Origin of the sequence: Streptomyces stoeckheimensis (assembly GCF_045822005.1) — a bacterium.
GTDB lineage: Bacteria > Actinomycetota > Actinomycetes > Streptomycetales > Streptomycetaceae > Streptomyces > Streptomyces stoeckheimensis.
Genome location: NZ_CP169550.1, coordinates 7224061 through 7244168, shown reverse-complemented (window position 1 = coordinate 7244168; position 20108 = coordinate 7224061). Strand labels below are relative to the sequence as shown.

Here is a 20108-nt window from a genome sequence, read left to right as displayed (position 1 = left end):
GATCTCAGCCCTTCTGCTTCCGGCGCCGGGCCGCCGGCACCGTACGGCCGACGATCACGGTCCGTCGGGAGGTCTTGCCCGGCGCTTCCTGCGGGGTCGCGCCGCCCTTGCCCAGCGCCTTGCGGACGCCGTAGCCGAAGGCGGCGACCTTGACGAGCGGGCCGCCGAAGGTGGACGCCACGGTGGAGGACAGCGCGGAGGCGTTGGAGGTGACTTCCTGTACGTCGCTCGCGATGGCGTCGACCCGGTCGAGCTGGGTGCGGGCGGAGCGGACGGTGGTGGAGGCGTCCGCGAGCAGCGGGACGGCCTGCTCGGTCACGTCGGCCACCAGCTTGGTGGTCGCCTTGAGCACCTGGGCCAGCCTCACCAGCACCACGGCGAGGAACGAGACCAGGATGGCCCAGAAGACGGCCACGAGGATCCCGGCCACCTCTCCACCGGACACGTTCACACCGCTCTCTACAGATTGATCACCAAGCGAAAAAGTCGTCCTCCGACCCTATCGCGCCGGAGATCCGCCGCAGTACCGGAAATCCGGGGCGCCACCCCTGCCGGGCGCCCGGGACGGACCCGCCTTGTACGCAGCGCATGCGGACCAGTACGCTCCGTGTCCCATGCGACAAAGACCCATTCCACGAAGGACGCCGGGCAATCTTCCCTCGGACCTGAGCGGCTTTGTCGGGCGGGGCGGGGAACTTTCCGAGTTGGGGCGGCTGCTGGACGCCTCGCGGCTGGTCACGGTGACCGGCGCGGGCGGCGTGGGCAAGACCCGCCTGGTACTGACGGCGGCCAGGGCGGCCGCCGACGCGGCGGCCGGTCCCGTCCGCCCTTCCGACGCGAGCGGCCCCGCCGATCCGGCGCAGGAACGCTACTTCGACGGGGTGTGGCTGGCCGAGCTGGCCTCCGTACGGGATCCGGCGCTGCTGGAGCTGACGCTCGCCGAGGCGCTCGGGCTGACCGACCACACCACGAGGCCGCCCCGGACGGTCCTGGCCGAGCACCTGGCCGAGCGGCGGCTGCTGCTGGTCCTGGACGGCTTCGAGCAACTGGTCGACGAGACCGCGGACCTCGTACGGGACCTCCTGCGCCGCTCCCCCGGCCTTCGCGTGCTCGCCGCCGGCCGGCGCCCGCTGACCCTCGACGGGGAGCTGTCCTGGCCGCTCGCCCCACTGGATCCGGAGGAGGCCCTGGCCCTGCTGATCGAGCGCACCTCGGCGGCCGATCCGGCCTTCGCCCTGACGGAGGCCAACCGGGCGGTGCTGGCCGAGCTGTGCGCCCGCCTCGACGGCCTGCCGCTGGCGCTGGAGCTGGCGGCGGGCCGGCTGCGCACCCTGTCGCCGGAGCAGGTGCTGTCCCGGCTGGAGGACCGCTTCGCCCTGCTGACGGGCGGCTCGCGCGGCGCGCTGCCCCGGCACCGAGCGCTGCGCACGGCGATCGGCTGGAGCCACGAGCTGTGCACGGCCGGGGAGCGGCTGCTGTGGGCGCGGCTCTCGGTGTTCGCCGGGCAGTTCGACCTGGACGCCGCCGAGTACGTGTGTGCGGGGCCCGACCTGCCGGTGGATTCGGTGCTGGACCTGGTCGGGGAGCTGCTGGGGCAGTCCCTGCTGGTCCGGGAGGAGACGGCGGCCGGGGTCCGCTACCGGATGCTGGAGAGCGTACGGATCTACGGGGCGGGCTGGCTGGAGTCGCTGGGCGACGCCCGGCGGCTGCGGCGCCGGCACCGGGACTGGTACATGGGGCTGGCGACCTGGTGCGAGCTGGACTGGTTCAGTCCGCGCCAGGAGGAGGTGGCCGCGCTGGTGGAGGCGGAACTGCCGAACCTCCGGCTCGCCCTGGAGTGCTGCCTGGACGAGCCGGAGGAGATCCACCTGGGCCAGTACCTGGCGGGCACCCTGTGGTTCTTCTGGGCCGGCTGCGGCCGGCTCACGGAGGGCCGGCACTGGCTGGACCGGACCCTGGAGGGTGATCTCGGGCTCGCCGGGCCGGAGTACGAGAGCTCCCGGCTGAAGGCGCTGTGGGTGCTCGGGTACGTCGCGGCCCTGCAGGGCGACTCGGTGGCCTCGATGAGCGCGCTGTACGAGTGCCGGGACGGGGCCGCGCGGAGCGAGAACCCGGTGGCGGGCGCGTACGCCGTGCACCGGATGGGCTGTCTGGCACTGATCTCGGACGACATGCCCCGGGCCGGGGAACTGCTGGGCTCGGCGCTGGAGCGCTACCGGGAGGCCGGGGAGCTCAACAGCAACGTGCTGATGTGCCAGGTGGAACTGGCGATGGCGCTGGCCTTCCAGGGGGATCTGGCGGGCGCGCTCTCCCTGTGCCGGGAGGTCCGGGACATCTGCGAGGAGCGCGGGGAGCGCTGGACCAAGGCGTACGCCCTGTACGTCCTGGCGTACGCGGCGCTGGACGCCGGGGGCACGGCCGAGGCGCGGCGGCTGCTGGCCGAGTGCGTGGCCATCAACCACACCTTCCGCGATCTCGTCGGGCTGGTGCTGGCGGTGGAGCTGCTCGCGCTGGTCACGGTGGCCGAGGGGCATCCGGCGGAGGCGGCGGTCCTGCAGGGCGCGGCGGAGCCCCTGTGGGACGGGGTGGGGATGCGGCTGTTCGGCTCGGGGTACTTCAACGCACCGCGGCTGATGTGCCAGGAGCGGGCGGGCGAACTGCTGGGCGCCGAGCGGTACGCGTCCTGCGCCCGGCACGGCCGGACCCTGCCCCTGGGCGCCCTCGTGGAGCGCGCCCTGCGGGGACCGGAGCCGGCCCCCGTGCCGGCGGGACCGCTGCCGAGGCCGCGCGGCGCGACCGAGCGGGCGGAGCGGCCGATGGTGCACCCGGGGGCGAAAAGCAGGAAACCCGCCGGCTCCCCCGAGGGGGAACCGGCGGGCTGAACCAGCCTGTGAGGGCTACGTCCGCTGGTACTGCTGGATCAGCGGGCGTAGTACTCGACGACGAGCTGCTCGTCGCAGATGACCGGGATTTCCTTGCGGTTCGGGTCGCGGTCCAGGCGGAAGGCCAGGGCCTTCAGGTTGACCTGCAGGTAACGCGGGGTTTCGCCCTCGCCTGCGTAGCCACCCTCACGGGCAACCTGGAACGGAACCTTCTCGCGGCTGCGCTCGCGCACCGTGATGACGTCGTCCGGACGGACGCGGAACGACGGCTTGTCGACCTTGTCGCCGTTGACCTCGATGTGGCCGTGAACGACCATCTGGCGAGCCTGGTAGATGGTGCGGGCGATGCCCGAACGCAGAACCAGGGCGTCGAGGCGACGCTCGAGCTCGACGACCAGCGCCTCGCCCGTCTTGCCTTCGGCCTTCTTGGCGCGGTCGTACGCGCGGGCCATCTGACGCTCAGAGATGTCGTACTGAGCGCGCAGACGCTGCTTCTCCAGCAGACGAACCTTGTAGTCCGAGTTCTGCTTGCGGCCACGGCCGTGCTCGCCCGGCGGGTAGGGGCGGGCCTCGAAGTACTTGACGGCCTTCGGGGTCAGCGCAATGCCGAGGGCACGCGACTTCTTGACCTTGGGTCGCTTCTGGTTCACGTGGAACCTACCTCCATGTAAGTTAGGTGAGGCTTACCTTAGCGAGGAGGACGTAATGTCTCGACCACATGGGATCCCCCTGCCCAGTGCGCACCGAAGTTCAGATCCAAACGAAACAGGATCTGCTTTCGGCGACGATAAGCAAGGTCAGCCGCGTCCCAGGGAAGGCGTTCGGCAGCTCACCGGAGCCGAACGCGTACGAACCCTCGTAGAGTCCAACGCCTCAGTATCCCTCACGCTCCCCGGTGCTCTTGACCAGGGGGAGTTCGGGACAGGGCTGCCGGCCGCAAGGACCGTCACCCCGGACGGGGACGTGATTCTCCTGGTATCAGGGGAATCCGCGGCTGCCAGGGCAGCCGCTCACGCCCAGGACGACGACCTCACCGCCGTGATCGAGATCACGGATGTGGCGCCGGTGTCCGTGCCCCATCGTATCCGAGGCCGCGCCTGGCTCGCCGGGTGGCTCACGCCGGTGCGCGGAGCCGCCGACCGGGCGGCCTGCGCGGCGCTGCTGGCGGAGCGGCACCCGGTCGGAGAGCTCCTCGGCCTGACCGAGTCGCTCGACGCCACGCCCACCGGCCGGCCCGCGTGGATGCTGCTGCGCCTGGAGGTCGGCGAGATCTCGGTGGACGACCTGTGGGGCGCCGAACACGTGGACCCGGAGCTGCTGGCCGCGGCCGAGCCCGACCCGATGGTGGCCCACGAGACGGAGCTCCTCCAGCACCTGGCCTCTTCGCACCGAGACCGGATGGGTGATCTGTGCGGACTGCTGGGCACCCGGGAGACGGCCGACCTGACCGCGGTCCCCCTCGCCCTGGACCGGCTCGGCCTGCGCGTGCGCTTCATCCGCGGCGCCACCGCCTTCGACGCCCGCTTCGACTTCCCGGAGCCGGTGACCGACGTCTGCGGCCTGCGCCGGGCCATGAGCACCCTGTTCGCCGGCTGACCGGCTGACCGGCTACGGGCAGGTGCCGAGCATCTCCTCCAGCGCCTGCTTCTCCGGCGGGGTCACGGAGAGCCCGTACTTCGCCTTGATCCCGGTGTACCGCCGCGCGTACTCGCACCAGTAGCCCTTCTGGGGCGGCTTCCACTTGTCCGCGGTCTTGCTGCTCTTGTCGTAGTTCGTCTGCTTGTCCACGGCGAGCAGCACGTCCAGGTCGTTGGCGTACTCCAGGCGCCGCTGCGGGGTCCAGGCGTACGCGCCCCCGCGCCATGCGGCGCCGAGGGCGACGACGTGGTCGGTCTGGATCTGCGAGGCGCGGCGGTAGTAATAGGGGAGCTCCTTCCCCGTGTACGGGTCCTTCAGCACTCCGGAGAGCACGACGCAGGGGTTCCTGTCGCCCTCGCGCAGCTCCCGGAGGTCCCGGCGCAGGACGTCGTCGCGGGTGTCGCACCCGTTGCGGCCGCCGATGGCGTCGGTCTCGTCGGACCAGTACTTGCCGAAGTTCTCGCGCTTGTACGTCTCCCAGTTCTTGCCCCACTCGACCTTGAGCTTCCCCAGCTGCGCCTTGGCGGTGGCCGGGGCCGGCGGGAACCCGGCGCTCGCGAGGGGGACCTGGGCGACGAGTGCGGCGGCGCTGGCCTGCGCCCTGTCGCCGCCTCCGTGGTGGCACCCACTGAGCAGCAGTACTGCCGTCACTGCGATGAGCGGAGCGGGACGTCCCATGCGACGGAGCCTAGGCCCGGCTTCCCCGCCCCGCGACGCCGACACGAGGCCGCTGCGCGGGGCCCTGTCCCCTACCCGCCCTTCCACCGTTCCCAGGGCTCCGCCCTGACCTCCCGGCCCCGGGCTCCGCCCCGGACCCCGGGAACGGCGCCGCAGGTTACGACCCGGCGCCCCGGAGCCGCTCGCGGACCTTTTCCACCACGTCCGCGTAGCGGGCTTCGGCCCCGTACCGGGTGGGCTCGTAGTACCGCTTGCCGTGCACCGCATCGGGCGCGTACTGCTGCGCAGCAATCGCGCCGGGCACGTCGTGCGGGTACACGTACCCCACCGCGTGCCCCAGCTTCGCCGCCCCCTTGTAGTGCCCGTCCCGGAGGTGCGCCGGCACGGTCCCCGCCAGTCCCGCCCGGACATCGGCCAGCGCCGCGCCGATCGCCGTCGTCGCGGTGTTCGACTTCGGGGCCAGCGCCAGCGCGATCGTCACGTGCGACAGCGTGAGCGAGGCCTCCGGGAAGCCGATCATCGCCACCGCCTGGGCGGCCGCCACCGCGAGGGGCAGGGCCGTCGGATCGGCCAACCCGATGTCCTCGCTCGCCGAGATCATCAGCCGGCGGGCGATGAACCGGGGGTCCTCCCCCGCTTCGATCATGCGCGCCAGATAGTGCAGCGCCGCGTCCACGTCCGAGCCCCGGATCGACTTGATCAGCGCGCTGGCCACGTCGTAGTGCTGGTCGCCGTCTCGGTCGTACTTCACCGCGGCCCGGTCGACGGCCTCCTCCACCGTCTGGAGGGTGATCTCGGGCTCGCCCTTGGCGATCGCCGAGCCCGCCCCCGCCTCCAGCGCCGTCAGCGCGCGCCGTGCGTCGCCGCCGGCGATCCGCAGCAGGTGCGCCTCCGCGTCCGCCGGCAGGGTGACCGCGCCGCCGAGGCCCCGCTCCTCCGTCAGCGCCCGGTGCATCAGGGCGCTCAGGTCCTCGTCCGTCAGCGGTTCCAGCGTCAGCAGCAGCGAGCGCGACAGCAGCGGGGAGATGATCGAGAAGTACGGGTTCTCCGTGGTCGCGGCGATCAGCGTGACCCAGCGGTTCTCCACGGCCGGCAGCAGCGAGTCCTGCTGCGCCTTGCTGAAGCGGTGGATCTCGTCGAGGAAGAGGACCGTGTCCTTGCCGTATCCGCCGGCTGCCCGCTTGGCGCCCTCGATGACGGCCCGTACTTCCTTCACGCCGGCGGTGATCGCGGACAGCTCGACGAACCGCTTCTTCGTCGCCTGGCTCACCACGTACGCGAGCGTGGTCTTCCCGATGCCCGGCGGGCCCCAGAGGATCACCGAGGAGGCTCCGGCGGGACCGCCCGCCCCGTCCCCGACGAGCCGCCTGAGCGGGGAGCCGGGCTTCAGCAGGTGCTGCTGACCGACGACCTCGTCCAGGGTGCGCGGGCGCATCCGGACGGCGAGCGGAGAACTGGAGGGGTCCTTCGCCTGGCGGTCTTCGGCGGCTGCGGTGAAGAGGTCTGGTTCCACACCGGAAGCCTATGCGAGGCCACCGACACTCCCGCCCGCCCGGCCGGCCGGGTTCAGGAGGTCCAGAAGTCCCACCAGCGGGTCAGGATCAGCATGCCGATGATCCCGATGTGCAGGACGGGCAGCACCCAGGTGAACTCGTCGAAGAGGGCGCGCAGCCAGCCGGGGGCCGGCAGCAGCCGGTTGCGGACGTTGTGCGAGGTGACGTACCAGAACATGACGATGGTGGCGACCCAGGCCAGGCAGCACCACAGGCACAGGGAGTTGATGGTGTAGAGCGACTGGTACATCAGCCAGGTGCAGAAGCCGACTCCGAAGAGCATCCCGGCGTTCAGGGTGAGCCAGTACCAGCGGGGAAAGCGCGCCCGTGCGAGCAGGCTCATGCCGACGCACACGACCATGCCGTAGGCGACCAGCCCCAGCATCGGGTTCGGGAAGCCGAAGACCGACGCCTGGTCGCTCTTCATGATGTTGCCGCAGGAGACGATCGGGTTGAGGCTGCAGCCCGGGGTGAAGTTCGGGTCCTCCAGCAGCTTGAACTTGTCGATCGTGATGACCCAGGCGGCGAGCAGTCCCGCGGCTCCCGTGATCACCAGCAGCAGGGCGAGCGCCCGGCTGCCGCCGACGGCCGTCCGCGGCTCGGCGGTGTCCGTATCGGTCCCTCGTGTCGTCATCCCGCCCGCTCCACATCTGCAAGGTCACCAAGCACCGGCCATTGTGCCGTACCCGACGGCTGTCCACCGTTCGACGGACAGCGGGAGGTACGCACGGGGGGACCGGTGGACGGGCTTCCGCCACACCATGGGAGGCATGACACAGAACGCGGTGGAAGTACGGGGGCTCCGCAAGCAGTACGGCGAAGTCACCGCGGTGGACGGACTGGACCTGACGATCCGGCGGGGCGAGGTCTTCGGCCTCCTGGGGCCCAACGGCGCCGGCAAGAGCACCACGGTGGAAATACTCCAGGGGCACCGGGAGCGGGACGGCGGCGAGGTGCTCGTCCTCGGCGCGGACCCCGCGACCGCCGGCCGGGCCTGGCGCTCGCGCGTCGGCATCGTCTGGCAGGACGAGTCGGCGCCCGCCGAACTGACGGTACGGGAGACGGTCGAGCACTTCGCCCGCTACTACCCGGCCCCGCGCGATCCGGCCGAGGTGATCGCCCTGGTCGGCCTGGAGGACAAGCGCGGCCACCGGCTCAAGAGCCTCTCCGGCGGGCAGCGGCGCCGCCTCGACGTGGCGCTCGGGGTGATCGGCGACCCCGAACTGCTGCTCCTGGACGAGCCCACGACCGGCTTCGACCCGGCGGCCCGGCGGCAGTTCTGGGACCTGATCCGGCTGCTGTCCGACGCGGGCACCACCATCGTCCTCACCACCCACTACCTGGAGGAGGCCGAGGCCCTCGCCGACCGGCTCGCGGTCATCGCCCGCGGCAAGGTCGTGGCCGAGGGCGAACCGGCCGCGCTGCGCGCCCGGCTCGGGACCGGCGCCACCGTCGAGTGGACGGACCGGGACGGCAGCCCGCGCAGCGCCGCCACCGAGACGCCCACCCGGACGGTCGCCGAGCTGGCGGCCCGCTTCGACGGGGAGGTCCCGGACCTGAGGATCACCCGCCCCACCCTGGAGGACGTGTACCTGCGCCTCACGGGCCAGCTCGACCGGAACACGACGCGGCAGGAGGAGTCCCGATGAGCACGGAGACCGGTACGGGCAAGACCACGGGCACGCGGACGCGCGCGGGCACGGGCACGGGCACGGGCGGGGCCGGGGCGCTGCCCGGCGCCTGGTCCCTCGGTGTGAGCCGCGGAGTGCTGGAGATCCGGCAGTTCGTCCGCCAGCGCGACGCGGTGATCTTCACCTTCGCCTTCCCCATCGTCTTCCTCGCGCTCTTCGCGTCGATCTTCAGCGAGGGCATGGAGGGCACCGGGGTCACCGCCTCCCAGATGTACGCGGCCGGCATGGTCGCCGCCGGCATCATGTCCACCAGCTTCCAGTCCCTCGGCATCTCCATCGCCGTCGAACGCGACGAGAAGGTGCTGCGCCGGCTGCGCGGGACCCCGATGCCGCCGGCGGCGTACTTCCTCGGCAAAGTGTGGATGGTGCTGGCCACCGGCCTCGCCGAGACCGCGATCCTGCTGCTGGTCGGCTCCACCTTGTTCGACCTCGATCTGCCGACGTCCGCCTCCAAGTGGCTGACCTTCGCCTGGATCTTCGTCCTGGGGCTGGCCGGCTGCGCCCTGCTCGGCATCGCCATCAGCAGCCTGCCCAAGTCCGGCAAGAGCGCCAGCTCGGTCGTGGTCCTGCCGTTCCTGATCCTGCAGTTCGTCTCGGGCGTCTTCATCCCGGTCCACCAGATCCCGGACTGGCTGCTGAACATCGGTGCGCTGTTCCCGCTCAAGTGGATGTGCCAGGGGCTGCGGGGGGTGTTCCTGCCGGAATCCGCGGCCGTTCTCGAACAGGCCGGCGGCTGGGAGTATGGGCGGGTCGCGCTGGTCCTGGGTGCCTGGGTCGTGGGGGGTCTGGTCCTGTGTCTGATGACCTTCAAGTGGAAGAACCGCCGAGACGGCTGAGCGCCTTCGCCGAGGCGGCCGGGGCGCGCGAGTCCCACGTCTGGGACCGCGCGTTCGGGCCGTGGATCCTCTACTTCGCGGTCGTGTGGGTAGCGACCGCGGCCTTCGTCCTCGGCGCGGACTTCCCCGCGCTGCCGTACCGGGTCCTCGCCGTGAGCCTGCTCGCCCTCCTGGTCCCCTGGTTCCTCCGCGCCGGACGCCCGCTGCTCGTGCAAGTGCCCGGCGCCGAACCGCGCTCGTCCGCCCGCTACCTGGGTGTGGCGCTGGCCCTCTTCCTGCCGGCCGCCTCCCTCGTCGGCGAGACCCGGCTGATCACCTTCGCCCTCGCCCCGCAGTGCTTCATGCTGCTGCCCCTGCGGCGCGCGATCGGCGCGGTGGGCCTGGTGTCGCTCCTGCCGGTGGCCGGCTGGGCGCTGGTGTGGCGGCCGGAGGGGAGCCACGTCTTCGTGAGCGCGATCAGCGCGCTCGTCACCTTCGCCTTCTCCGCCTTCTTCGGTGCCTGGACCGTCCGGATCATCGAGCAGAGCGAGGGCCGGGCCTCCCTCATCGCGGAACTCGACGCCAGCCGGGAGGAGGTGGCCCGGCTCTCCGCCGAACGCGGCGCCCACGCCGAAAGGGAACGCATGTCCCGCGAGATCCACGACACCCTCGCCCAGGGCTTCACCAGTCTGCTGATGCTCGTACAGGCCGTGCAGTCGGAGCTGGACACCGATCCGGAGCGGGCCCGGCACCATCTGGAGCTGATGGCCGTCACCGCACGGCAGAACCTGGCCGAGGCCCGCGCACTGGTGGCGGGCGGCGCGCCCGCGGATCTCGACGGCGGTTCGCTGCCCGACGCGGTACGGCGCCTCGCGGCCCGGCACGATCCGCCGGCGGCGGTCTCGGTGACCGGGGAGGTCCGGCCGCTGGCCGCGGTCCTGGAGGTGGTGGCCCTGCGGTCCTGCCAGGAGTCCCTGTCGAACGCCGCCAAGCACGCCGGACCGCGGGCGCGCTGCGCGGTGTCCCTCGCCTACGGCAGTTCCGAACTGACCCTCACCGTCCGGGACACCGGCCGGGGCTTCGACCCGGCGGCCCCCGCACCGGGCTACGGCCTGCGGGGCCTGTTCGCCCGCGCGGCCGAGGTGGGCGGCACCGCGGCGGTCGACAGCGCCGCCTCGGCCGGCACCACCGTCACCGTCACCCTCCCGATCCGCTGAGGAGCCGTACGAGATGATCCGCATCCTGCTGGCCGACGACCACCCGGTGGTACGGGAGGGGCTGCGCGGCATGCTCAGCGCCGAACCGGACCTGGAGGTCGTCGCGGAGGCCTCGAACGGCCCCCAGGCCGAGGCACTGGCCGCGCGGCTGGTCCCCGAAGGCGGCCTGGACCTGATCCTGATGGACCTGCGGATGCCGGGAGGCGACGGAGTCGAATCGATCGCCCGCATCACGGCGGCCCGGCTGCCGGTACGGGTGGTGGTGCTGACCACGTACGAGGAGGACCGGGACATCCTGCGGGCGGTGGAGGCGGGGGCGGCGGGCTACCTGCTGAAGGACATGGCGCGGGCGGAACTGGCGGCCGCGGTCCGGGCGGCCGTGCGCGGCGAGACGGTCCTCGCCCCGACGGTGGCCGGCCGCCTGGTCGACCGGCTCCGCACCCGCCCGTCGCTGCCGCGGCTCTCGGAGCGCGAGGTGGCGGTGCTCCGCCTGGTCGCCGAGGGCGCCACCAATGCCGAGATCGGCCGCCGCCTGTTCGTGGCGGAGTCCACGGTCAAGACGCACATGCTGCGCATCTTCGGAAAGCTGGAGGTCACGGACCGCACGGCGGCGGTGACGACGGCCATGCGGCACGGCTTGCTGTAACGGCAACCGCAGCGCGGGCCGGATTCGCGTAGCGAATTCCAGCCCCGCCGGCGTTTGAGGCGCGGGGTCCGGGGCGGAGCCCCGGGAAACGGCGAAAGGGCGGGGCGGGGAGAGTTCCGCGAAGCGGCTCCCCCGGCCCCGCCCCACCAGGCGGCAGCGTCCGTCAGGCCAGGCGGGCCTGGACCGTGGCGACCACGTCGGCCAGGGCCACCGGGGTCTGCTCCCCGGACTGCATGTCCTTCAGCTGGACCACGCCCTCTTCGAGGTCACGGTCCCCCGCGACCACCGCGAAGCGCGCCCCGCTCCGGTTCGCGTCCTTCATCGCACCCTTGAGGCCCTTGCCCCCGTAGGAGATGTCCGCCGCGACACCGGCCCGCCGCAGCTCGGTCACCAGACCGAACAGCACCGGCTTCGCCGCACCGAGCGCCACCGCGAAGACGGAGGTCGCGGACGGGATGTCCAGTTCGACGCCCTCCGCTTCGAGCGCCAGCACCGTACGGTCGACGCCCAGCGCCCAGCCCACCGAAGGCAGCGCCGGTCCGCCGATCATCTCGGAGAGGCCGTCGTAGCGGCCGCCGCCGCCCACCGCGGACTGGGAGCCCAGACCGTCGTGGACGAACTCGAAGGTGGTGCGGGTGTAGTAGTCCAGGCCGCGCACGAGCTTCTCGTCGTCCTCGAAGGCGACCCCGGCCGCCGTCACCAGCGCCCGCACCTCCTCGTGGTACGCCTTGCAGGCGTCGCAGAGGTAGTCGCGCAGCATCGGGGCGCCGACGAGCTGCTTCTGTACGTCGGCCCGCTTGTCGTCGAGCACCCGCAGCGGGTTGATCTCGGCCCGTCGCACGGTCTCCGCGTCGAGGTCGAGCCCGCGCAGGAAGGCCTGGAGGGCCTCCCGGTACACCGGGCGGCACTCCTTGTCGCCGAGCGAGTTCAGCAGGATGCGGAAGTTGCGCAGCCCGAGCGAGCGGTACGCCTGGTCGGCCAGGATGATCAGCTCGGCGTCCAGGGCCGGGTCCTCGGCTCCGATCGCCTCGGCGCCGACCTGGGAGAAGTGGCGGTAGCGGCCCGCCTGGGCCCGCTCGTAGCGGTAGTAGGAGCCGGAGTACCAGAGCTTGACGGGCAGGCCGCCGAGCTTGTGCAGGTTGCCCTGCAGGGCGGCGCGGAGCACGGAGGCGGTGCCCTCGGGGCGCAGGGCGAGCTGGTCGCCGCCCTTCGTGGTGAGGGTGTACATCTCCTTGCTGACGATGTCGGTGGACTCGCCGACGCCGCGCGAGAAGAGCTCTACGTTCTCGAAGCCGGGGGTCTCCACGTATCCGTAGCCGGAGTTCTTCAGGGGCGCGGAGATCGCCTCGCGCACCGCCAGGAAGGTCGCAGAGCGGGGCGGCAGCAGGTCGTACGTGCCCTTGGGGGCCTGAAAAGTACTCACGAAACTCTCGTCACATTCCTCGTCGTGGAGACGTGAAGCCGTCTCCCAGGCCGGCGGCCACCTGCCGCAGGTACGGGTTGGTGGCTCGCTCACGGCCAATGGTCGTGTGCTCGTTGTGTCCGGGCAGCACCACGGTCGAATCGTCGAGCGGCAGGCACACGCGGGCCAGCGATTCGAGCATGTCGGCGTGGCTGCCGCCGGGGAAGTCGGTACGCCCGATGGAGCCGGCGAAGAGCAGGTCGCCCGAGAACAGCAGCGGCGGGATGTCCGCCGCCTCGGGCATCCCGAAGGTCACCGACCCCCTCGTATGCCCGGGGGCGTGCGACACGGTGAGCTCCATGCCGGCCAGGGCGAGCTTCGCGCCGTCCGTCAGTTCCTTGACGTCGGAGGGCTCCCCCACCGTGAGCTCGCCCATGAGCTGGGCTCCGAGGGAACGGCCGAGGGCCTTCTCCGGGTCGCTCATCATGAAGCGGTCCTCGGGGTGGATCCAGGCCGGTACGTCGTGTGCTCCGCACACCGGGACCACCGAGGCCACATGATCGATGTGGCCATGGGTGAGGACGACCGCGACGGGCTTGAGCCGATGCTTCTTCAGCGTCTCTTCGACACCCTGGGTGGCCTGGTGGCCCGGGTCGATGATGACGCACTCCTCACCGGCGGCGGGGGCGACCACGTAACAGTTGGTCCCCCAGGCCCCGGCGGGGAATCCGGCAATCAGCACGTTCGTCCTCAATCGTCGTCCGGCGGGAGGCTGCAGATCGGAATGCTGCTGCTCAGAGCCTACCGGCGCCGCTCATTACACAGCGAACCCATATACGGTACGGCCTAACCCAGCCCGGACAGTGGTACCAGATACGCACAAGGAGACGACCCGGTGGTCACGAGCGATCAGCGGCGGCGCCAGCTCGCCAGGGAGAAGTACGAACGCCAGCAGAAGCGGCGTGCCGAAGCGCGGCAGAAGTCGCGCAGGCGGCTCGCCGTGATCGGTGCGGCGGTGGCCGTGGTCGTGGCGACGCTGGTCGGCCTCGTGGCCGGCGGTGTCTTCGACAAGGACAAGAAGGACGAGGCGGCCGATCCGGCCGCGACCCCTTCGGCCTCGCCCACCCCGCAGCAGTCCCCCTCCCCGGCGATGGCGATCGACGCCAAGGCGAAGTACACCTTCGACCTGAAGACCAGCGCGGGCGACGTCAAGTTCGAGATGGACGCGGCGAAGACCCCGCAGACGGTCAACTCGTTCAAGTCGCTCGCCGACAAGAACTTCTTCGACAACACCAAGTGCCACCGCCTGACGACGAGCGGAATCTTCGTCCTGCAGTGCGGCGACCCGCAGGGCACCGGCATGGGCGGCCCCGGCTACACCATCGCGGACGAGAACCTCGACGCGCTGGGCAAGCCCAACGAGACGGGCCAGGTCATCTACCCGGCGGGCACGGTGGCGATGGCGAACACCGGCAAGCCCGGCTCGGGCGGCAGCCAGTTCTTCCTCGTCTACAAGGACAGCCCGCTCACCCCCACGTACACCCCCTTCGGCAAGATCGACGCGGCCGGTCTGAAGGTGCTCGAAGAGGTGGCCAAGGCGGGCACGGCCGACGGCCAGCAGGACGGGGCCCCCAAGACCCCCGTGACCATCGAGAAGGGCACCGTCACCCAGAACTGACCGGGACCGGGCGCCCCGGGCCCGGGCTGTCTCCTCGATTTCCTCGACGGCGCTCCGGTACGGCGATATTCCGTCGTGCTGGATGCGGACAGCCGGCCCGGCGGTCGCCTATGTTGGCGTTGTGCAGGGCGGGCGCGGCCCGCCCCAGGAAACTGTGGACGATGCCCAGGGGGTGAACCCCTCGCAAGGCATCAGGTGGAGGAGGCGCTGTGAGCAGCGACCCGTGGGGCCGAGTCGACGAGACCGGCACCGTGTACGTGCGTACTGCCGATGGCGAGAAGGTCGTCGGCTCGTGGCAGGCCGGCACCCCGGAGGAGGCCCTGGCCTACTTCGAGCGCAAGTACGAGGGCCTGGTGGTCGAGATCGGCCTCCTCGAACGACGGGTGCGGACCACCGATCTGGCCGCCAAGGACGCCCAGACGGCCATCGAGCACCTGCGCACGCAGGTGGACGAGCACCACGCCGTCGGCGACCTCGACGCGCTGCGCGTCCGGCTCGACAAGCTGGTGAAGACCGTGGACTCGCGCCGTGAGGAGCGCAAGGTCCAGAAGGCCAAGCAGACGGACGAGGCCCGTACGGCCAAGGACGCGCTGGTGGCCGAGGCCGAGGAGCTGGCGCAGAGCGACCAGTGGCGCAGTGCCGGCGAGCGGCTGCGGGCCCTGGTGGACATCTGGAAGGGTCTGCCCCGCCTCGACCGCAAGTCGGACGACGAGCTGTGGCACCGCTTCTCGCACGCCCGCTCCGCCTTCTCCAAGCGCCGCAAGGCCCACTTCGCCTCGCTCGACGCGCAGCGCGAGGACGCCCGCAAGGTCAAGGAGAAGCTGGTCGCGGAGGCCGAGTCGCTGTCGAAGTCGACCGACTGGGGTCCGACGGCCGCGCGCTACCGCGAGCTGATGGAGAGCTGGAAGGCCGCGGGCCGCGCGCAGCGCGAGTCCGAGGACGACCTGTGGAACCGTTTCCGCGGCGCCCAGGACGTGTTCTTCGCGGCGCGCAGCGAGGTCTTCGCGGAGCGCGACGCGGAGCAGGTGGAGAACCTGAAGCTGAAGGAGGAGCTGGCCGACGAGGCCGAGAAGCTCGTCCCGATCACGGACCTGAAGGCGGCCCGTGCCGCGTTCCGCTCCCTGAACGAGCGCTGGGAGGCCATCGGCCACGTACCGCGGGACGCGCGTCCCAAGGTCGAGGGCCGGATGCACACCGTCGAGCGGGCCATCCAGGAGGCCGAGGAAGGCGAGTGGCGCCGTACGAACCCGGAGGCGCGGGCCCGTGCGGCCGGTCTGACGGGTCAGCTGCAGGCGGCGGTCGACAAGCTGCGCGGCCAGATCGACGCGGCGCGCTCGCAGGGCAACAACTCCAAGGCCGACAAGCTGTCCCGGGAGCTGGAGGGCCGTCAGGCCCTGCTGGACCAGGCGCTGAAGGGTCTCGAGGAGTTCGGCGGCTGATTTCCCGGCCGCCCCGCACCCGGGAGGGCCCCGGTACGCGATGCGTACCGGGGCCCTCCCGTTTCTGCTTCTGCGGCACTACTGCCGCTACTGCTACTGCTCCTACGGCCTGCGGGCCGAGGTCACGCGGTAGACGTCGTAGACGCCCTCGACGCCCCGTACGGCCTTCAGGACGTGGCCCAGGTGCTTCGGGTCGCCCATCTCGAAGGTGAACCGGGAGGTGGCCACGCGGTCGCGCGAGGTCTGCACGGCCGCCGACAGGATGTTCACGTGCTGGTCCGACAGGACCCGGGTGACGTCCGACAGCAGCCGGGACCGGTCCAGCGCCTCGACCTGGATGGCGACCAGGAAGACGGAGGACTGGGTGGGCGCCCACTCGACCTCCAGCATCCGCTCGGGCTGCTGGGAGAGGGAGTCCACGTTGACGCAGTCGGCACGGTGAACCGATACGCCGCTGCCGCGGGTGACGAACCCGATGATCGGGTCGCCGGGCACCGGGGTGCAGCAGCGGGCCAGCTTGACCCACACGTCCTCGACGCCCTTGACCACCACGCCGGGGTCGGCGTTGCCGCGGCGGGTGCTGCGGCCGCGGGCGGGCGGAATGGTCTCCTCGATGTCCTCGTTGGCCGCGTCCTCGCCGCCGAGGGCCTGGACCAGCTTCTGGACGACGTTCTGCGCGGTGACGTGGCCCTCGCCGATCGCCGCGTAGAGCGAGGAGATGTCGGGGTAGCGCATCTCGTGCGCGAGGGTGACGAGGGAGTCCCCGGTCAGGATGCGCTGGATCGGCAGGTTCTGCTTGCGCATGGCCCGCGCGATGGCGTCCTTGCCGTGCTCGATCGCCTCGTCGCGGCGCTCCTTGGAGAACCAGGCGCGGATCTTGTTGCGGGCCCGGGGGGACTTGACGAAGCCCAGCCAGTCGCGGGACGGGCCGGCGCCCTCGGCCTTGGAGGTGAAGACCTCGACCAGGTCGCCGTTGTCGAGGGTCGATTCGAGCGGTACGAGCCGCCCGTTGACCCGCGCCCCTATGGTCCGATGGCCGACCTCGGTGTGGACGGCGTACGAGAAGTCGACGGGGGTGGCGCCGGCCGGCAGGGCGATGACGTCGCCCTTGGGCGTGAAGACGAAGACCTCGTTGCGCGAGAGGTCGAAGCGCAGCGAGTCGAGGAACTCGCTCGGGTCCTCGGTCTCCTTCTGCCAGTCCAGGAGCTGGCGCAGCCAGGCCATGTCGTTGACGGTGTCGTGGCCCGCGGTGCCCTTGGCCGCCTGCGGCACGTCCGTGCGTACCTTCGAGGCGCCCGCGACGGTCTGCTGCTTGTACTTCCAGTGCGCGGCGATGCCGTACTCGGCACGGCGGTGCATGTCGAAGGTGCGGATCTGGAGCTCTACGGGCTTGCCGCTGGGTCCGATGACCGTCGTGTGGAGCGACTGGTACATGTTGAACTTGGGCATCGCGATGTAGTCCTTGAACCGGCCGGGGACCGGGTTCCATCGCGCGTGCACGGTGCCGAGGGCGGCGTAGCAGTCCCGGACGGTGTCGACGAGGACCCGGATGCCGACCAGGTCGTAGATCTCGGCGAAGTCGCGGCCGCGCACGATCATCTTCTGGTAGACGCTGTAGTAGTGCTTGGGGCGCCCGGTGACGGTGGCCTTGATGCGGGCGGCCCGGAGGTCGGCCTGCACCTCGTCGGTGACGACGGTGAGGTACTCGTCGCGCTTGGGGGCCCTCTCGGCCACCAGCCGCACGATCTCGTCGTACATCTTGGGGTAGAGGATCGCGAAGGCGAGGTCCTCGAGCTCCCACTTGATCGTGTTCATGCCCAGCCGGTGCGCCAGCGGGGCGTAGATCTCGAGGGTCTCGCGGGCCTTCTTCTCCTGCTTCTCCCGCTTGAGGTAGCGCATGGTGCGCATGTTGTGCAGGCGGTCGGCGAGCTTGATGACCAGGACCCGGGGGTCCTTGGCCATGGCCACGACCATCTTGCGGACGGTCTCGGCCTGGGCGGCCTCGCCGAACTTGACGCGGTCGAGCTTGGTGACTCCGTCGACGAGCAGGGTCACCGCGTCGCCGAAGTCGCGCCGCAGGTCCTCCAGCCCGTACTCGGTGTCCTCGACGGTGTCGTGGAGCAGCCCCGCCATCAGGGTGGCCGGGTCCATGCCCAGCTCGGCGAGGATCGTGGTCACCGCGAGCGGGTGGGTGATGTACGGGTCGCCGCTCTTGCGCTTCTGGCCGCGGTGCCAGCGCTCGGCGACCTGGTACGCCTGCTCGATCTGGCGCAGGGTGGCCGTCTCGATCTTCGGGTCGTTGCTGCGGACTATGCGGAGCAGCGGTTCCAGGACCGGGTTGTACGGGTTGGAACGCTGGACGCCGAGGCGGGCCAGCCGGGCGCGCACCCGATTGGAGGACCCGGCCGACTTCGCGGACGCGGGCTTGACCGGGGGGGCCGGCGGCGCCGGCGGGGGCGTGGCGGCAGCCGCCGCGGCCGGCTGCTCGGGCTGCGGGTCGGGCTGCGCGGCAGAGATTGGCTGGACCTCGTCTGGCAAGAGCGCTCCTCCGGGGGGTCCCCCGGACGGAGTCTGGGGGCGGATCCGGTACCCGTGTCCGGTCCGGATAACCCATCGTAGCGAGGGTTCCGCCACCCCGTTCCCCGAGTCCACCCCGACCCGTGCCGGCCCGGCCATATCCAGCCCGTCCGGCGTTTGAGGACCGAGGTCTGGGGCGGAGCCCCAGCTGGGGGTGTCCCCGGACGAAGTCTGGGGGGACGGACGAAGGGCGGGCAGGGGACTTCGCCCCGCGCAGCGGCCCGCACACGCCGAAGCGGGCGCGCTCCGGGAGTCCCCGGTGCACGCCCGCTTCGTAGAGCAGCGTGATCAGACCACGATCAGCGCGTCCAGCGGAGCATCGCCAAGCGTCGGCGCCAGCCGCTCACGGCCCGGGAGGAACGAGAGCTCCATCAGGACCGCGACCCCGGCGACCTCCGCCCCGGCCCGCCGGATCAGCTCCAGCGAGGCGGCCGCGGTGCCACCGGTGGCCAGCACGTCGTCGATGACCATGACCCGGTCGTCGGCGCACAGCGCCTCCGCGTGGATCTCGATCTCCGCCGACCCGTACTCCAGGTCGTAGGACTGCAGGAGCGTCGCCCCGGGCAGCTTCCCGGCCTTGCGGACCGGCACGAAGCCGATGCCCGCCTGGACGGCCACCGGAGCCGCCAGGATGAATCCCCGCGCCTCCAGCCCGACGATCTTCGTCGCTCCGTACTGCCCGGCCAGGGCCACCAGCGCGTCCGTGAGGGCGCCGAACGCCTTCGGGTCGGCCAGCAGCGGGGTGATGTCCTTGAACATCACGCCCGGCTTCGGGTAGTCCGCCACGTCCGTGATCCGGCTGAGCAGCAGGTCCCGTACGCCGGAGGGCAGCTCCGCGGTCACCGGCGCCGTCCAGAACGGCCCTGCGCCACTACCTCCGGCGCGTCCTCGGAGCCGTTGCCCTCGGGCGACTCGCCCTTGGCCTCGGCCGACGCCCGCTTCGCGAGCACCCGCTTCTTCAGGGCCTTCATCGCCGGCTCGCGTTCCTTCAGGTCCACGACCAGCGGGGTCGCGATGAAGATCGACGAGTAGGCGCCGGCCGCGAGGCCGACGAACAGCGACAGCGAGATGTCGTTCAGCATGCCGGCGCCGAGGAAGCCGCCACCGATGAAGAGCAGCGCCCCGACGGGGAGCAGCGCCACGACGGTGGTGTTGATCGAGCGGACCAGGGTGCCGTTGATGCTGCGGTTCGCGATCTCGCTGTAGGTCCAGCGGGACTGCTTGGTGATGTCCTTCGAGCCCTCCTTGAGACCGTCGAAGACGACGACGGTGTCGTAGAGGGAGTAACCGAGGATGGTCAGCAGGCCGATGACCGTACCCGGCGTGACCTCGAAGCCGACCAGCGCGTACACGCCGACGGTGATCGTGAGGTCGTGGATCAGCGCGATGAGCGCCGCGATCGCCATCCGCCACTCGAAGGCGATGGCCAGGTAGATCACCACGAGGACCATGAACACGCCGAGGCCGGTCCACGCCTTGTTCGCGATCTGCTCGCCCCAGCTGGGGCCGACCAGGTCCGCGTTGATCTGACCCGCGTCCATCTTGAAGTCGGTGGCGAGCTTCGCCTTCACGTCGGCCGCGGCGTTGGTGTCCAGATCCGAGATCTGGATGCGCAGAGCACCGGTGCCGAGCTTCTGGACGACCGCGTCGTGGCCGGAGGCCTTCTCCGCCACCTCGCGGGCGTGGGTCTCCGAGATGGAGGACTTCGGGGTGGTGAAGACGGCACCACCCTTGAACTCGATGCCCATGTTGAGGCCCTGAACGGCCAGGGCCACGATCGCCGTGATGGTGATCAGGATGGACACGCCGTACCAGACGAAGCGCTTGCCGACGAAGTCGTAGCCGACCTCACCCCGGTACAGCTTGGCGCCGAGATCTCCGAGCTTCGACAT

18 protein-coding genes are annotated in these 20108 nt (G+C 71.2%); 8 read left to right on the top strand and 10 right to left on the bottom strand.

Features of this window, described 5'->3' with window-relative positions; genetic code table 11:
* Window positions 1–4: 4 nt before the first annotated feature.
* Window positions 5–445, bottom strand: a complete 441-nt coding sequence (locus ACE1OC_RS32865) for a DUF948 domain-containing protein (RefSeq protein ID WP_407840035.1) — start codon at window positions 443–445, stop codon at window positions 5–7.
* Between the two features lie 169 nt (window positions 446–614).
* On the opposite strand from ACE1OC_RS32865, the gene ACE1OC_RS32860 reads away from it, so the two are divergent.
* Complete coding sequence (locus ACE1OC_RS32860; RefSeq protein WP_407840034.1) at window positions 615–2882, top strand: ATP-binding protein; 2268 nt, start codon at window positions 615–617, stop codon at window positions 2880–2882.
* A 38-nt stretch (window positions 2883–2920) separates the two neighbouring features.
* On the opposite strand, the gene rpsD is transcribed toward ACE1OC_RS32860, so the two are convergent.
* Window positions 2921–3532, bottom strand: a complete 612-nt coding sequence (gene rpsD / locus ACE1OC_RS32855) for a 30S ribosomal protein S4 (protein ID WP_008740451.1) — start codon at window positions 3530–3532, stop codon at window positions 2921–2923.
* A gap of 55 nt (window positions 3533–3587) precedes the next feature.
* Between rpsD and ACE1OC_RS32850 the strand changes: the two genes are divergently transcribed.
* The gene (locus tag ACE1OC_RS32850; RefSeq protein WP_407840033.1) at window positions 3588–4478 is read left to right on the top strand and encodes a DUF2470 domain-containing protein; all 891 of its coding nucleotides are present in this window, start codon (window positions 3588–3590) and stop codon (window positions 4476–4478) included.
* Between the two features lie 12 nt (window positions 4479–4490).
* Here the strand turns inward: ACE1OC_RS32850 and ACE1OC_RS32845 are convergent, their stop codons facing one another.
* The 3 genes from ACE1OC_RS32845 to ACE1OC_RS32835 form a co-directional block, all read right to left on the bottom strand.
* On the bottom strand, window positions 4491–5198 hold the full coding sequence (locus ACE1OC_RS32845; protein ID WP_407840032.1) for an HNH endonuclease family protein: 708 nt from the start codon (window positions 5196–5198) through the stop codon (window positions 4491–4493).
* 157 nt (window positions 5199–5355) lie between these two features.
* Window positions 5356–6711, bottom strand: a complete 1356-nt coding sequence (locus ACE1OC_RS32840) for a replication-associated recombination protein A (protein ID WP_407840031.1) — start codon at window positions 6709–6711, stop codon at window positions 5356–5358.
* Window positions 6712–6764: 53 nt separating this feature from the next.
* On the bottom strand, window positions 6765–7385 hold the full coding sequence (locus ACE1OC_RS32835) for a vitamin K epoxide reductase family protein (RefSeq protein ID WP_407840030.1): 621 nt from the start codon (window positions 7383–7385) through the stop codon (window positions 6765–6767).
* Window positions 7386–7521: 136 nt separating this feature from the next.
* On the opposite strand from ACE1OC_RS32835, the gene ACE1OC_RS32830 reads away from it, so the two are divergent.
* From ACE1OC_RS32830 to ACE1OC_RS32815, 4 genes are read left to right on the top strand one after another with little or no spacing between them, the layout of a single operon-like run.
* Window positions 7522–8400: an ABC transporter ATP-binding protein gene (locus ACE1OC_RS32830; RefSeq protein WP_407840029.1), complete on the top strand. Its 879-nt coding sequence runs from the start codon at window positions 7522–7524 to the stop codon at window positions 8398–8400.
* Window positions 8397–9278: an ABC transporter permease gene (locus tag ACE1OC_RS32825; RefSeq protein WP_407840028.1), complete on the top strand. Its 882-nt coding sequence runs from the start codon at window positions 8397–8399 to the stop codon at window positions 9276–9278. Before ACE1OC_RS32830 ends, ACE1OC_RS32825 begins: the two co-directional genes overlap by 4 nt.
* Window positions 9254–10474 (top strand): sensor histidine kinase, encoded by a 1221-nt coding sequence (locus ACE1OC_RS32820; protein WP_407840027.1) that lies wholly within the window; start codon window positions 9254–9256, stop codon window positions 10472–10474. Before ACE1OC_RS32825 ends, ACE1OC_RS32820 begins: the two co-directional genes overlap by 25 nt.
* A 13-nt stretch (window positions 10475–10487) precedes the next feature.
* The gene (locus ACE1OC_RS32815) at window positions 10488–11120 is read left to right on the top strand and encodes a response regulator (RefSeq protein ID WP_266959181.1); all 633 of its coding nucleotides are present in this window, start codon (window positions 10488–10490) and stop codon (window positions 11118–11120) included.
* A 163-nt stretch (window positions 11121–11283) separates the two neighbouring features.
* Here ACE1OC_RS32815 and hisS read toward each other — a convergent pair whose 3' ends face one another.
* Both hisS and ACE1OC_RS32805 read right to left on the bottom strand, forming a co-directional pair.
* Window positions 11284–12543: a histidine--tRNA ligase gene (gene hisS, locus ACE1OC_RS32810; protein ID WP_351377980.1), complete on the bottom strand. Its 1260-nt coding sequence runs from the start codon at window positions 12541–12543 to the stop codon at window positions 11284–11286.
* 10 nt (window positions 12544–12553) lie between these two features.
* Window positions 12554–13264, bottom strand: coding sequence for an MBL fold metallo-hydrolase (locus tag ACE1OC_RS32805; RefSeq protein ID WP_250744724.1), 711 nt, complete (start codon window positions 13262–13264; stop codon window positions 12554–12556).
* A gap of 153 nt (window positions 13265–13417) precedes the next feature.
* Here ACE1OC_RS32805 and ACE1OC_RS32800 point away from each other — a divergent pair, with 153 nt between their 5' ends.
* The gene (locus ACE1OC_RS32800; protein ID WP_407840026.1) at window positions 13418–14200 is read left to right on the top strand and encodes a peptidylprolyl isomerase; all 783 of its coding nucleotides are present in this window, start codon (window positions 13418–13420) and stop codon (window positions 14198–14200) included.
* Between the two features lie 209 nt (window positions 14201–14409).
* Window positions 14410–15639: a DUF349 domain-containing protein gene (locus ACE1OC_RS32795; RefSeq protein ID WP_407840025.1), complete on the top strand. Its 1230-nt coding sequence runs from the start codon at window positions 14410–14412 to the stop codon at window positions 15637–15639.
* Window positions 15640–15741: 102 nt separating this feature from the next.
* On the opposite strand, the gene ACE1OC_RS32790 is transcribed toward ACE1OC_RS32795, so the two are convergent.
* The 3 genes from ACE1OC_RS32790 to secF form a co-directional block, all read right to left on the bottom strand.
* Window positions 15742–18177 (bottom strand): RelA/SpoT family protein, encoded by a 2436-nt coding sequence (locus ACE1OC_RS32790; protein WP_407840024.1) that lies wholly within the window; start codon window positions 18175–18177, stop codon window positions 15742–15744.
* A 327-nt stretch (window positions 18178–18504) separates the two neighbouring features.
* Window positions 18505–19059 (bottom strand): adenine phosphoribosyltransferase, encoded by a 555-nt coding sequence (locus ACE1OC_RS32785; RefSeq protein ID WP_243334256.1) that lies wholly within the window; start codon window positions 19057–19059, stop codon window positions 18505–18507.
* Window positions 19056–20108 (bottom strand): protein translocase subunit SecF, encoded by a 1053-nt coding sequence (secF, locus tag ACE1OC_RS32780; RefSeq protein WP_407840023.1) that lies wholly within the window; start codon window positions 20106–20108, stop codon window positions 19056–19058. Before secF ends, ACE1OC_RS32785 begins: the two co-directional genes overlap by 4 nt.

What these genes read in the sequence shown, in the direction of transcription:
- ACE1OC_RS32860 (WP_407840034.1), top strand. Translation starts at nt 615, where the DNA reads ATGCGACAAAGACCCATTCCACGAAGGACGCCGGGCAATCTTCCCTCG.
- ACE1OC_RS32850 (WP_407840033.1), top strand. Translation starts at nt 3,588, where the DNA reads ATGTCTCGACCACATGGGATCCCCCTGCCCAGTGCGCACCGAAGTTCA.
- ACE1OC_RS32845 (WP_407840032.1), bottom strand. Translation starts at nt 5,198, where the DNA reads ATGGGACGTCCCGCTCCGCTCATCGCAGTGACGGCAGTACTGCTGCTC.
- ACE1OC_RS32835 (WP_407840030.1), bottom strand. Translation starts at nt 7,385, where the DNA reads ATGACGACACGAGGGACCGATACGGACACCGCCGAGCCGCGGACGGCC.
- ACE1OC_RS32830 (WP_407840029.1), top strand. Translation starts at nt 7,522, where the DNA reads ATGACACAGAACGCGGTGGAAGTACGGGGGCTCCGCAAGCAGTACGGC.
- ACE1OC_RS32825 (WP_407840028.1), top strand. Translation starts at nt 8,397, where the DNA reads ATGAGCACGGAGACCGGTACGGGCAAGACCACGGGCACGCGGACGCGC.
- ACE1OC_RS32815 (WP_266959181.1), top strand. Translation starts at nt 10,488, where the DNA reads ATGATCCGCATCCTGCTGGCCGACGACCACCCGGTGGTACGGGAGGGG.
- secF (WP_407840023.1), bottom strand. Translation starts at nt 20,108, where the DNA reads ATGTCGAAGCTCGGAGATCTCGGCGCCAAGCTGTACCGGGGTGAGGTC.